Origin of the sequence: Brachybacterium sp. 107 (genome assembly GCF_052379725.1) — a bacterium.
Lineage (GTDB): Bacteria > Actinomycetota > Actinomycetes > Actinomycetales > Dermabacteraceae > Brachybacterium.
Map to the genome: position 1 here is coordinate 502,998 of NZ_JBQSYW010000001.1, position 12,987 is coordinate 515,984.

Annotated in this window: 12 protein-coding genes; 5 read left to right on the forward strand and 7 right to left on the reverse strand. The window is 70.3% G+C overall.

Going from position 1 to position 12,987, the window contains the following annotated elements:
* Nucleotides 1–116: 116 nt before the first annotated feature.
* Both ACT3UL_RS02220 and ACT3UL_RS02225 read right to left on the reverse strand, forming a co-directional pair.
* Nucleotides 117–1,511, reverse strand: coding sequence for an FtsX-like permease family protein (locus tag ACT3UL_RS02220; protein ID WP_444576488.1), 1,395 nt, complete (start codon nt 1,509–1,511; stop codon nt 117–119).
* Nucleotides 1,508–2,254 (reverse strand): ABC transporter ATP-binding protein, encoded by a 747-nt coding sequence (locus ACT3UL_RS02225; RefSeq protein WP_444576489.1) that lies wholly within the window; start codon nt 2,252–2,254, stop codon nt 1,508–1,510. Before ACT3UL_RS02225 ends, ACT3UL_RS02220 begins: the two co-directional genes overlap by 4 nt.
* Before the next feature lie 130 nt (nt 2,255–2,384).
* On the opposite strand from ACT3UL_RS02225, the gene ACT3UL_RS02230 reads away from it, so the two are divergent.
* The 3 genes from ACT3UL_RS02230 (at nt 2,385) to ACT3UL_RS02240 (ending at nt 5,245) form a co-directional block, all read left to right on the forward strand.
* Nucleotides 2,385–3,605: a sensor histidine kinase gene (locus ACT3UL_RS02230; protein WP_444576490.1), complete on the forward strand. Its 1,221-nt coding sequence runs from the start codon at nt 2,385–2,387 to the stop codon at nt 3,603–3,605.
* Complete coding sequence (locus ACT3UL_RS02235; RefSeq protein ID WP_444576491.1) at nt 3,605–4,291, forward strand: response regulator transcription factor; 687 nt, start codon at nt 3,605–3,607, stop codon at nt 4,289–4,291. The genes ACT3UL_RS02230 and ACT3UL_RS02235 overlap by 1 nt, the downstream gene beginning before the upstream one ends.
* Nucleotides 4,292–4,462: 171 nt before the next feature.
* Nucleotides 4,463–5,245, forward strand: coding sequence for a metal-dependent hydrolase (locus ACT3UL_RS02240; RefSeq protein ID WP_444576492.1), 783 nt, complete (start codon nt 4,463–4,465; stop codon nt 5,243–5,245).
* Nucleotides 5,246–5,415: 170 nt separating this feature from the next.
* On the opposite strand, the gene ACT3UL_RS02245 is transcribed toward ACT3UL_RS02240, so the two are convergent.
* Nucleotides 5,416–5,847 (reverse strand): Lrp/AsnC family transcriptional regulator, encoded by a 432-nt coding sequence (locus ACT3UL_RS02245; protein WP_444576493.1) that lies wholly within the window; start codon nt 5,845–5,847, stop codon nt 5,416–5,418.
* A 178-nt stretch (nt 5,848–6,025) separates the two neighbouring features.
* Between ACT3UL_RS02245 and ACT3UL_RS02250 the strand changes: the two genes are divergently transcribed.
* Both ACT3UL_RS02250 and ctlX read left to right on the forward strand, forming a co-directional pair.
* Nucleotides 6,026–7,054 (forward strand): ornithine cyclodeaminase, encoded by a 1,029-nt coding sequence (locus ACT3UL_RS02250; protein WP_444576494.1) that lies wholly within the window; start codon nt 6,026–6,028, stop codon nt 7,052–7,054.
* Between the two features lie 2 nt (nt 7,055–7,056).
* Entirely contained in the window at nt 7,057–8,052 is a 996-nt protein-coding gene (gene ctlX / locus ACT3UL_RS02255) for a citrulline utilization hydrolase CtlX (protein WP_444576495.1), read from the forward strand.
* Here the strand turns inward: ctlX and ACT3UL_RS02260 are convergent.
* The 4 genes from ACT3UL_RS02260 to ACT3UL_RS02275 form a co-directional block, all read right to left on the reverse strand.
* The gene (locus tag ACT3UL_RS02260) at nt 8,030–8,572 is read right to left on the reverse strand and encodes an AAA family ATPase (RefSeq protein WP_444576496.1); all 543 of its coding nucleotides are present in this window, start codon (nt 8,570–8,572) and stop codon (nt 8,030–8,032) included. The genes ctlX and ACT3UL_RS02260 overlap by 23 nt on opposite strands.
* Before the next feature lie 47 nt (nt 8,573–8,619).
* Nucleotides 8,620–10,797 (reverse strand): iron ABC transporter permease, encoded by a 2,178-nt coding sequence (locus ACT3UL_RS02265; protein ID WP_444576497.1) that lies wholly within the window; start codon nt 10,795–10,797, stop codon nt 8,620–8,622.
* Nucleotides 10,794–11,837: an iron-siderophore ABC transporter substrate-binding protein gene (locus ACT3UL_RS02270; protein WP_444576498.1), complete on the reverse strand. Its 1,044-nt coding sequence runs from the start codon at nt 11,835–11,837 to the stop codon at nt 10,794–10,796. Before ACT3UL_RS02270 ends, ACT3UL_RS02265 begins: the two co-directional genes overlap by 4 nt.
* Before the next feature lie 178 nt (nt 11,838–12,015).
* Entirely contained in the window at nt 12,016–12,906 is an 891-nt protein-coding gene (locus tag ACT3UL_RS02275; RefSeq protein WP_444576499.1) for an ABC transporter ATP-binding protein, read from the reverse strand.
* Nucleotides 12,907–12,987: the final 81 nt, after the last annotated feature.

Sequence of the window (12,987 nt, forward strand, 5' to 3'; positions counted from 1 at the left end):
TCTGGAATCGCAGCTCGGGACGCGGGTCGATCCAGCTCCTCCGCGCTGAGGCCCGATCGCGTCATCCGGATCCTGAGAACAGACTGCTTCGACTCCGTTCTCGCCGAGAGAGTCATTCACACCGACACCAAGGATGCACGCACGGACGCGTGCAGTGCTCGATGCGTCGGGAGCACGAGCGCAGCGAGCAGGACAGCCACCGTCAGCACCGCGGACACAGAGAGCTCGACCCATGGCAGGACAAACCGAACGGGCAGCCCATCCGCGGCTGCAGCACGCGGGACCAGTGCGGTGGACACCACCGTCGCAGCCAGACCGATCAGCGCTGCGGAGGCTGAGAGCAGGAAGGCTTCACTCGCCGCCCCAGCCCGTACCTGCCACGGCGACATTCCCGCCGCACGCAGCATGGCAACCTCCCGTCGTCGGTCGCCTGTGCTCAGCGCGAGCACACAGGCCCCGCTGACCGCGCACAGCAGACCGATGACTGCACAGATGACGTAGGTGTCCAGCAGGTTGTACTCCTCCTGCGATCCCAGCGCTCGGGCAATGGCTTCGCTGGTTCGCGCCATACCCGTGATCGACCCGAGGATCCCCGACCCACAGGCAAGTGCCACGACGGTCGATCCACTGATATGCGCCCGGGCGACAGCAGCGTCCCGGGCAAGTGGCCACAGCGGACTGGGCACCGGCAGCAAGCGCGAGACCACCGAGACCACCGAGACCACCAGCGGCACCAGGATCCGTGCCGCGAGGCCTGCCACCCCAAGAGTCAGCACGGCGAGACCGAGCCCAGCCGTCAGCGCCTCGCCGTTGTCGAGGCCCGGTGGATGGCGATACACCGCCTCCACGGTCATGAGCAGGGCAACCAGCCCGAGCCCCGTCACCATCCAGCGGCCGGTGCCGTGACGAGATCGGGGCTCATCCTCTCCCCGCACTGCGCGAATCGCCGGCACCCGTGCTCCACGCAGCGCCGGGACCACCGCGGCGAACAGAGTCGTCAGGAGCGGGACAAGAACAGCGCCGACCAGTGCCATTGGGGCTGCCTGCACGTCGATTCCCGCTAGCTCGGGCAGGATCATCCCGTTGAGCAGCTCCGAGAGCCGACCTCCGACGAGTGCGGTCGCGAACGCCCCTAGGATCCCTCCGCCGAGTGCCGCGACCCCGATCTGGGTCAGGACGAAGACCGCGAGAGCGATCGGCGATGCTCCAGCAAGCCTCCACCGCGCGCGGTCCCTTGTCGTTGCGGCGATCGCTGCCGAGGACACTGCGGCAAGAACGATCACGGATACCGGCACGATCATCACGGCGATGCTGACACCGACGGTCGATACGTGGTCTGGTCTCAAACCCTCATGACGCAGCACCGCCTGAATCTCGGAGTTCGAAGCATCAGTGCCGAAGGCTTGGACCAAACAAGTTCCGATCAGGAGCGACGTCAGGCTCGCTACCAGTGCCGGTGCCCACCAGGAGGCTCTGCCAGCAAGGACACCTGGAAGGATCGCCCCGATCATCGGCTCGATCCTTCCGCGCCGCTCTGCAGGAGCTCCGCGAGCTCCTGCACCGAGCTCCTACCGCGCTGTGCATGAATCCGACCGTCGCGGAGAAGCACCACGCGATCTGCAGAGGACGCAGCGTCGAGATCATGCGTGACCAGGACGACCGCGGCGCCCTCATCCGCTCTGGCCCGGAGCCCGCTCATCACTGCCGCCGATGCCGCCGTGTCCAGTGCACCGGTCGGTTCGTCAGCGAAGACGACCTCCGGCCGGCCGGCGAGCACCCGTGCGAGCGCAGTGCGCTGCTGCTGTCCGCCGGAGAGGCGGGAGGCAGGGGTGGAGGCGAACTCCGTGAGCCCCACCTCCGACAGCGCTGAATCCGCTCGGGGCAGCGCGTCCCGTCGCCGGGCGAGCAGGCCCGGTAGAGCCACGTTCCTGCGCGCGGAGAGATAGGGGATCAGGTTGTAGTCCTGGAACACGAATCCCACCTGCTGGCGATAGAGGCGAGCCATCTGACCAGACCGTGAACGCACCGGATCCACCCCGAGCAGGTCGATCTCGCCGCTGCTTCTCGTCTCGAGGCCGGAGAGGCAGAACAGCAGGGTCGACTTCCCCGAGCCGCTCGGGCCGATGATCGCCGTGAGCATCGAGGGGCCGATCTCCAGATCGACGTCGTCCAGGACTGTTCGCGCGGCAGAGCCGCGGCCGTACGTCTTGGTCAGTTGCCGGGCCATGATCACCGGAGAGAGGCAGGGAGTCATGACCTGAGTCCACGCGACGGGACCGTCTTCGAGAACGACCGAATGACGCCGACTCTCGAGGGCTTCGCACACGACGGAAGGTAGGCGAATGCCTACCCCGACGGCATCGGACACGTCGTAGTGTCGACCTGTGTCCCACGTCGATCATGTCTCGCTGCGCCATCCGCAGACGCTGATGCGCAGCCGAGCACCGTGGGCATCGATCCTCTACCTCGTCCTGCAGGCCGTCGCGGGGGTCGTGTCCCTTGGTGTGGTCTTCACCGTGCTGCTCATCCCCGTGTGGCTGTTCGCGTGGCCACGCGCTGAGGCGCGGCTTCTGCCGCTGGCCAGTCGGCCAGCTCTGCGGGTCGCGCGACGTCCAGGGCAGCTGTGCTGGCAGGACGTGGTGCTGGTCCTCCTCACAGCCGTCATGGCTGTGGCGATGTTCTTCGTCGGCATCGTGCTGGTCGTCGTGATCGGGACCCTCTTCGCCACCCCCGTCGCCGTGCTCGCCGGACGGGAGGCCACTTGGGGCATTGCGGACCAGGTGATTCCTCCGTTGCTCGTGGTCATCGTCTTCCCGATGCTCGGGCTGATCGTGCTGTTCCTCGCGCTGTGGGCGCTGACGGCTCTCGCCTATGGCTGGTCGGGGCTGAGCACCGCCCTCCTGCGGGACGAGGAGTCCCGTCTCGCAGCGCAGGTCGAGGCGCTCGGGGACATGACTGTGCAGCTCGACGACTCCGTCGCTCTGGAGCGCAGGGTCCTGGAACGGAACCTCCATGACGGGGCACAGATGCATCTCAGTGCCGCGGGTCTGCGCCTGGCGATGCTCCAGCTCGAGGCCGAGCATCTGTCTGAAGGCGAGTTACGATCGACGATCCTCTCCGGTCTCGACGAGGTGCGCGAGCAGCTGGACCTCGGCGGGCAGTCCGTCCGCAACGCCGTGAGCGGGCTGGTCCCGACGGTTCTGCGCGACGGCGGCCTTCAGGCGGCCATCGCTGAGCTCGCCCGCGCCGTGCCGCTCGAGACCACGACAGAGTGCACAGTTCCGCGCCTGCCCATGTCGCTGGAACACAGCATTCATCTCATCGCGCACGAAGCGATCACGAACGTCGTGCGGCATTCCGGGGCGCAGACCGTATCGATCCGCTGCACGCTCGATGACCCGATGACCACAGGCACCCCGTCGTTCCTTCGACTTCAGATCGCCGATGACGGACGTGGAGGAGCAGTCTCGACCGGCACCGGGCTCATCAGCATGCGGGCGCGGGCTCGCAGTCAGGGCGGGGTTCTCACGCTGGACAGCCCGGAGGGCGGCCCGACCATCGTGGATCTGAAGGTTCCCGTCACAGCAGATCGAGAGGACGGATGATGAGGATCCTGCTCGCCGAGGACGCCGCCCTCCTGCGTGACGGCCTTGTTGCCCTCTTGGAGCGCGCCGGACACGTGGTGACTGCAGCGGTTCCCACGGCGACCGAGCTCCGGGCCGAGGCCTCGACACTGATCCCAGCAGGAGGGGTGGATCTCGTCCTGACGGACGTGCGCATGCCTCCTGGGCACGGTGACGACGGGTTGCAGGCCGCACTAGAGATTCGTCGGAAGCATCCGACGATTCCCGTCGTCGTCCTGTCCCAATATGTTGAGCAGCAGTACGCCAGCGAACTGCTGGGACTCACTGCGAAAGATGGTCAGTCGGCGTCGCCGACCGGGCTGGGCTATCTGCTCAAGGACCGCGTGTCCAAAGTGCATGACTTCCTGAATTCCCTGGAGGTGGTGCGACGCGGCGGGATCGTCGTGGATCCGCTCGTCGTCACCGCTCTCATGCGTCGCGAGACGAATGTCGTCGCCAAGCTCAGCTCCCGAGAGCTGGAAGTCCTGGAACTGGTCTCCCAAGGGGAGACGAACGATCAGATCTCTGTGCGCCTTCATCTCTCCCGAGGAGCTGTGGTCAAGCACGTCAGTGCCGTCTTCGACAAGCTAGGGATCTCCGAGCAGGACGGCAATCGTCGCGTCCTGGCGGTGATCGCCTATCTTCGAGCTCAACCTCCGGCGCAGTGAGAACCAGAACCAGGAACGAGCTCTGCGGACGACGACGTGCGCCGACTGTCATGACCCACCGGTAGTCTTCCCGGCGGCCCTCCTCCCCCGGTGACGTCCTGCCTCCCACCAGCGGTTCCGCCCGCACCCTTCCCCTGGTGAGGCCACGTCGACGATCTCCCGAGGAGGACGATGCCCATGATGGGCGGACACCACGCGATCAGCGGCACCGCCGCCTGGATGGCCCTGGCAGGCTCGGCCCCCGTGCTCGAGCACGTCGTCGGCCTGGATCTGTGGGACCTCGATCCCGCGCAGGTGACCGCCGGCGCCGTGGTCGCGACCGGCGCGGCCCTGCTGCCGGACATCGACCATCCCTCCGCCACGATCTCCCGCTCCGGCGGCGGCCTCACCAAGGCCATCACGCGGGCGGTCAGCACCATGGCGGGGCATCGCGGCGCGACCCATACGCTCCTGGCCGCGGCGCTCTTCACCGCGCTGGCGATCGCCGTGAACCGGCTCGGCTGGCAGGTCGTCGTACCCGTGGTGGGCGAGGTCCAGGCGGGCGCCGCCCTGCTGGTCACCGTGATGTGCGCGCTGGGCACCCGGGCCCTGAAGATGGTCGAGGGCCGGTTGCTGCCCTGGGCGGTGGGGGTCGCCGCCGGCCTGCTGGTCGCCGTCACCGCGCCGGACACCTCGATCTGGCTCCCCGCCGCCGTGGCCGTGGGCGTGCTGGTCCATCTGATCGGGGACCTGCTCACCACCGACGGGATCCCCTTCCCCACCTGGCCGCTCGTGATCAAGCCCCCGAAGCATCTCGCCTCAGGGCTCTGGCAGCGCAGCGGGGACATCGCCGTGCCGCTGCTGGGCGATGCGGGCAGCGCCCGGGAGTGGCTGGTGTGCACGGTGCTGACCGGGTACGCCGTCGTCGCCACGGTCGCGACCGTGGCCGCGGCACCTTGGGTCCTCGCCGTCTGAGACCGCATCGGGTGCCTCGCCCCGCACCCCGTTCGAACACCGTGCGTCACTGACCGTTCGGGCACCACGCGCCACCGAGAGCTCCGAGCACCACACGTCACCCGTTCCCTCGATTCGTCCCACCAGCGGGACGTATCGAGGGAATCGGCCGGCGCGCCGTCTAAGCGCCTTCAGCGCAGCACCGAGCTGAGCAGCAAACTGGTCTCGCTGTTGACGACGCCGTCGATCGAGCGGATCCGGCGCAGCACGTCGTCGAAGGCCGGGAGGTCGGGGCAGGCGATCTCGGCGACCAGGTCCCAGCCGCCGTTCGTGGTGTGCAGGTTCTGGATCTCGGGGAAGCCTCGCAGCAGCGTGATCACGCGGTTCGTGGAACGCCCCTCCACCTCGATGAAGGACGTGGCGCGCACGGTCGCGGTCTCGGCGTAGTCGCGCACCCGCACCGTGAAGCCCACTATCACGCCGCGTGCGGTGAGCTTCTCGATCCGGCTGGAGACGGTGGCGCGGGAGACCCCGAGCTGGGTGGCGAGGGTGGCGATCGGGGCGCGGCCGTCCTTCCGCAGGGCGGACAGCAGCCGTTCGTCGAGATCCGAGATGCGCTCCATGGACACAATGGTAGATCTGCTCGGGCAGTCTGCGCATCAAGTAGGCAGATCTCGAGCGATCAGTCTCTACCGCCTGCCATCTGCGAAATCTACGCTGGAATCCACCACACCGGCGTGCGCAGAGTCTCCGGGATTCCTGGAGCCCCGTCGCCGGCTCAGCCCTCAGGAGGCGAGTGCGATGACCCAGCTGCTCGACGTCGCCGGCATGGCGCGATGGATCCGGCGCGATGGCGCCGAAGCGATCCTCGTGCGCATGACCGATTATCTCGAGGCGGACTACCGACGGTGGGAGCGCTTCGACAAGACCCCGCGGATCGCGAGTCACACCCCGCTGGGCGTGATCGAGCTGATGCCCACGTCCGACGGGGAGACCTACTCCTTCAAGTACGTCAACGGCCACCCGTCCAATCCGTCGCGCGGCTTCCAGACTGTCACCGCCTTCGGGGTCCTGGCCGACGTCGACACCGGCTATCCCACCTTCCTCGCGGAGATGACTCTGCTGACCGCGCTGCGCACCGCCGCGACGTCGGCCCTCGCTGCGAAGGCACTCGCCCGGCCGGACTCGCGCACCCTCGCCCTGATCGGTGCCGGTTCGCAGTCCGAGTTCCAGGCCCTCGCCAGCCGCGGCGTGCTGGGCATCGAGGATCTGCGGGTGTTCGACATCGACGCGGCAGCGATCGAGAAGGTGCGACACAACCTCGAGCCGCTCGGCTTCCGGGTGCATGCGGCGACCTCGGTCGATGAGGCGGTCGCCGGCGCCGACATCATCACCACCTGCACGGCGGACAAGGCCCGCAACACGATCCTGCGCGCGGACCAGGTGGCCCCGGGCGTGCACGTGAACGCGATCGGCGGGGACTGCCCCGGCAAGACGGAGCTCGATCCCGCGATCCTCGAGGACTCCCGCGTCGTCGTGGAGTTCACACCCCAGACCCGCATCGAAGGCGAGATCCAGCAGATGCCCGCGGACTTCGCGGTGACCGAGCTGTGGCAGGTGCTCACCGGCGCTGCGGGCGGCCGGTCGTCGGCCGAGGAGGTCACGGTGTTCGACTCCGTGGGCTTCGCGATCTCCGACTTCTCGGCACTGCGCTGCGCCCGCGACGCCACCGCCGGCTCCGACCTGCAGTCCGCGCTGGACCTGGTCGCCGATCCGGACGACCCCAAGGATCTCTTCTCCCTGGTGGACGTCCTCGCCCCGGTGAGCTGACGATGAGCGGGCAGGGACCCTCGCACGTCGTCCTGGTGCGCCCTCACCACTTCCATCCCAACGCCCAGACGGCGGCCGACAACGCCTTCCAGCGCCGTCTCGTCGCGCCCGACGCCGACACCGCCCGACCGGCGCGCGAAGAGGTCGAGGGCCTGGCCACGGCGCTCGAGCAGGCCGGGGTCCAGGTGAGCGTGTTCGACGATGAGGGCACCTCCACGCCCGACAGCGTGTTCCCCAACAACTGGCTGTCCACGCACGCCGACGGCACCCTCGCGCTGTACCCGATGTATGCCCCGAACCGTCGGACGGAGCGCCGCGAGGACATCGTGCAGCACCTGCGCACGCACTTCACGGTGCGCCGGGTGGCGGACTGGTCGGCCGCGGAGCGCGAGAACCGCTTCCTCGAGGGGACCGGAGCGATGGTGCTGGACCACCTCGCCCGCGTCGCCTATGCCTGCCGTTCCCGCCGGCTGGATGGCGGCCTGTTCGCGGAGGTCTGCGGCGACCTCGGGTACGACGCCGTCCTGTTCGACGCGACGGACTCTCGAGGGGTGCCGGTCTATCACACGAACGTGCTGATGAGCGTGGGGACCGAGGTGGCGCTGGTAGGCACCGGGATGATCCGGGACCGCTCCCAGCGGTCACAGGTCCGCGACCGGTTGCGGGCGTCGGGCCGCGAGGTCGTGGAGCTCTCCGAGTCCCAGGTGCAGGGCTTCCTCGGCAACTGCCTCGAGGTCACCGGATACGCCGGGACGGCCGACGAGGAACGGCTGCTGGTGCTGTCCACCCGTGCGGCCGGGCACCTCTCCCCCGCACAGCGGAGCCGGATCGAACTCTCATGCCGGATCCTCGCCGTGCCGGTCCCGACGATCGAGGCCGCCGGCGGCTCGGTGCGGTGCATGATCGCGGGGATCCATCTGCCTCCACGTCAGGCTGTGGCCCCGATGAGGAAACCGGTCCTGCACGCCGAGGCGGTCAGTGCTCCGCAGCCGTTGTGAGGTCCGCGAGCACGCGGGCGACCATGTCGCCCTCCGACAGATCCTCGCCTAGCACCTGCTCCCCCGGTGCCCCGAGCACGTCATGCTCCCGGTACCAGGAGGCGACCTCACTGGCCGGGACCTCACCTCCGATCGTCTTGCCCGCGTGACGGCGCAGGGTCTCCGCGAGGCTCACGTCGAGGTAGTAGACGAGGCACGGACCCTCATGGTCGGCGAGCATCTCCTCGAACATGTCGCCATAGCGCTCGCTGCCGAAGATCCCCTCGACCACCGTGATCCGTCCGATCCCGAGGCAGTGCCGGGCCGTGGCCAGGATCAGCCCGGCGGTGTCACTGTTGGCCGCATCGTGCTCCCACAGCAGCTCCCGGCGCAGATGGTCCTGGCCGATCACGGCGACCCTGCCACGCGGCAAGGACCTCTGCACACGACGCGCCACGGTGAACTTCCCCGAAGCGGAGTTGCCGCGCAGGATCACGAGCGCCGGGGCGGACGGGGTGGGAGCGGGCGCGGCGTCGGGCATGAGCCCTATCCTCACACGGGCACTCACGCCGGCACGCGCACGACAACTCACGCGCGCGAACGCCAGAGCAGCCACACGAAGTAGGGCGCGCCGATCAGCGAGACCAGCAGCCCGGCGGGCACCTGCGCGGGCGCGATGAGGGAGCGTCCCAGGGCGTCGGCCAGTCCCACGAGCACCCCGCCCAGCAGCATCGCGACCGGGATCGAGCGCACGTGGCGGCCGCCCACGAGCGACCGCGCGAGATGCGGGGCGACCAGGCCCACGAAGCCCACCACGCCGACGGCGACGACGCTGATCGCGGCGAGCACGGCAGCCAGGCCCAGCACCAGCACGCGGGTGCGCTGGAGCCGCACGCCGAGCAGCCGCGGCGAGTCCTCGTCGATCGCGAGCAGGTCCAGCTCGCGGTGCAGCGAGAGCATCACGGGCACCGCGATCGCGAGCACCACCAGCACAGGGGCCACGTCGCTCAGGGTGCGGCCGTAGGTGGTCCCCGACAACCAGGTGAGGATCCGCGGGGTGTCCCAGGCGTTCGCCTGCAGCAGCAGGAAGGTGGTCAGCGAGCTCATCGCGTAGCCCACGCCGATGCCCACCAGCACGAAGCGCTCCGGGGCGAGGCCGCCGCGCCAGGCCAGCAGCGCGATGACGCCGAAGGTGGCGATACCGGCGGCCACCGCGACGCCGATCATCAGCGGGCGGCTGCCGCCGAGCGCGGTCACCACGATCACGGCGCCGAGGCCGGCCCCGGAGGTGATGCCCAGCAGGCCCGGCTCCGCGAGCGGGTTGCGCACGGTGGACTGGACCACGCAGCCGGCCAGGGCGAGGGCCGCGCCGGCGAGCACGGCCGCGCTCATCCGCGGCACCCGTTCGCCGAGCGCGCGCGCCACGAGCGTCGGCGCATCACCCTGGATCCACAGCGCGAGGTCCCCGGTGCGCAGCCACAGGCTGCCGGCGAGCAGTCCCAGCAGCGCGATGCCCAGAAGCGCCGCGACGCAGGCCGCGAGCACGATCACCACGCGCCGTCGGGAGCGCAGGCCGGTGCGCGCCTGCGGGGGCGGGACGCGTGAGCCGGAGTCCGGCAGGCGCCGGGCCAGCAGGATGATGATGATCGCGCCGAGCAGCGCGGTGGGGATCCCGGTCGGGACGGCGGTCGCGCCCTGGGGCCCGAGGATCGCGCGCACGACGGCGTCGGCCAGCAGCACCACGAGGGCGCCGATCAGGCCGCTCGCGGGGATCAGCAGCAGGTGCCGGTTCAGGGAGCGCACCACACCGCCGAGCAGGCGGGCGAGCACGGGGGCGCCGAGGCCCACGAAGGCGATGGGGCCGGCGACGGTCACGGCGGTGCTGCTGAGCAGCACGGCGGCGAGCACGGCGATCACGCGCGTGGAGCGCACCGGGACGCCCAGGCCGGAGGCGGCGTCGTCCCCGAGCCCCAGCACGTCCAGGCGCCGGGAGAGCAGCAGTGCCAGGACCAGCACCCCCGCGATCACGGGCAGTGCCCGCAGCGAGGCGGTGAGGTTCAGCTGGGACAGCGAGCCGCTGCCCCAGGCGTACAGACCGGTGGTCTCGGCCTCGAAGAGGATCAGCAGCATCGAGGTGCCGGACTGCAGCGCCATCGCGACCGCGGATCCGGCGAGGATCAGGCGCGTGGTGGACGATGCCGCTCCCCCGGCGAGCGCCAGCACGACGGCGGCCGCGAGCAGACCGCCGATGAAGGCGACCCCGCTCGAGGCCCACAGCGGCACCGCGAGGCCCAGCGCCGCCACGAGGGACAGGGCGAAGTAGGAGCCGGCCGTGACGGCGAGGGTGTCCGGGGAGGCCAGCGCGTTGCGGGAGACGGACTGCAGCAGGGCGCCGGCGCTGCCCAGCGCCACGCCCACGGCCACCCCGGCCAGCAGACGCGGCAGCCGTGAGGCGGTGAGCAGGTCGCCGATCGCGACCTCGCCCACGGTGTCCGCCCCGCCGGTGAGGTGCGCCAGCAGGTCGCCGAGCCCGATCCCGGAGGTCCCCTGGGTCAGGTGCCAGGCACCGACCACGACCACGCCCAGCGCCAGCAGCACCAGGGTGGCGATCCCGCCGAGGATTCCGCCGGCCCCGTCCCGCAGCGCCTCGCGGGGGCTGCGGGACGGGACGGATGCCGACGTCGGCGTCTGGTCCGGGGCCGACCCCCGATCCGGTGCCGGCGGGTGCTCCGGCGCCGACGACGGGCTCGTCGCCGCCCGGCTCACGACGCGGTCAGGATCTCGACGTAGGCGTCGATGGCCTGCTCGGAGGAGCGGGGGCCGCCGAAGGTCCAGATCCCGGCGGGGAAGGGGTAGGCGCGGCCGTCCTGCACGGCGGGCAGGTTCGTCCACAGGTCGTTCTTCTCGAGCTCGTCGACGTAGTTCCCGGCGGGATCGTCGGTCGAGGTGTAGATGAGGTTGGCGTCGCCCACCGCGGTCAGGCCCTCGATGTCGGTCTGGCCGAGTCCGTAGGCGGGGTCGGTCTCGCCGGTCCACACGCTGGTCAGCCCCAGCTCCTCGCCCAGCGCCGTGAACAGGGCACCCTCGCCGAAGGGACGGATGGAGACGTTGCCGCCGTCGACCCAGCCGTCGAAGTAGACGAAGTCGGTGGTGCTCAGGCCGGCGTCGGCGACCTCCTGCTTCGCCGTGGCGACGTGCTCGTCGAACTCGCTGAGCACCGCGTCGGCGCGCTCCGTGCGTCCGGTGGCCTCGGCGATCAGGGTGAACAGGCCCTTCATGGTGCCGATCGGGTCGGAGGCGTCGGCGCCGACGGTCGCGAGGACGGGCACACCGAGGCTCTCGAGCTGGGCGATGACGGGGTCGTCCTTGCCGGTGGCCTCGACGATGATCAGGTCGGGATCGGCGGCGGCGAGGGCATCGAGGTTCGGCTCCCCGCGGGTGCCGACGTCCGCCGTGCCCTCGGGCAGCGTCTCGGCGGTGTCCCAGGTGCCGAAGCCTTCGGCGTCGGCGACGGCGACCGGGGCGATGCACAGGGTCAGTGCGTCCTCGACCTGCTGCCACTCCAGGACGGCGATCCGCTCGGCGGGCTTGTCGAGCTCCACGGGGCGGCCCAGGTCATCGGTGACGGAGACCGGCGCGGTCGAGGTCGTGGTGGAGTCCTCGGCGCAGGAGTCGCTGAGCGCGGCGGCATCCGAGGGTGCCCCGGCATCCGCCTCGGGCACCTCGGTGGTGCCGCAGGCGGCCAGGGCCACGGCGGCTGCGCCGGCGGTGAGGGCGGCGAGGGCGCGGCGGACGGATCGGTTCATGGGGGCTCCTGGTGGATGGGCGGGCAGGCCGCAGGGGTCGCCCGACGACGGATGCGCGTCGGGCACGGGACGGACGGTGGGGCGGTGGGGCTGTGGGGCTGTGGGGCGGAAAGACGCAGAGAAACGCGGAGGGGAGGAAAAGGCGCGGAGAGGAGGGAAAGGCGGGGCGGAGGGCCCCTCAGACGGGGGTGGGGACCCTCGCACCGCGCCGACCCAGCGCGTCGATGCGCAGGCGACCGCTGCCGGGATCGGCGGTGACGTCGATGGGGATGTCGTAGACGTCGCTGAGGTGCTCGGAGGTGAGCACGTCCTCGGCCGCGCCGGTGGCGTGGATGCGGCCGGCGCTGAGCAGGATGACCTGGTCGGCGATGCGTGCGGCATGGTCGAGGTCGTGCAGCACGATGCCCACGGCAGTGCCGTGGATCTCGGCGAGATCGCGCACCAGGTCGAGAGTCTCGATCTGGTAGCGCAGATCGAGATGGTTCGTGGGCTCGTCCAGCAGCACGATGCCGGTGTCCTGGGCGAGGCAGGAAGCAAGCCAGACGCGCTGCATCTCTCCCCCGGAGAGCTCGCCGACCCCACGGGCGGAGAAGGCGGACACGCCGGTCAGCTCCATCGCGTGGTCGATCGCAGCACGGTCCGCATCGGTGAGGCCGGCGAAGCGCCGACGGTGCGGGTGCCTCCCGAAGGCGACCACGTCGCGCACCGACAGCCCCTGCGGGCTGGTGCGGGACTGGGAGAACAGGGTGAGCGCCTTCGCGAGCTCCTTCGCGCTGAGGAGGGACGTGCTGCGGGGCCCCTCGAGGCCGTCGAGCAGGATCTCGCCCTCGCCCAGGGGGTGCAGTCCCGCGAGCGAGCGCAGCACGGTCGACTTCCCGCTCCCGTTGGGGCCCAGCAGCGCGGTCACGGTGCCGGGGGTCAGCGCGATCGAGACGCCGTGGACCACGGGATGGCGGCCGTAGCGCAGATGCAGCTCCTGCCCGGTGAGGGCGGGGCGGAGAGCGGAGGGCGCGTGAGATGCGGCGGGCTCAGGAGCAGCGGAAGCTGGGACGGCGGAAGCAGGGGGCACGAAGGGAAGCGTAGCCTTACCTCAATACGCACGTCGACCCTTGTTCAATTCCGTGAACACTTCGTGACGTGCGGGCGCCTC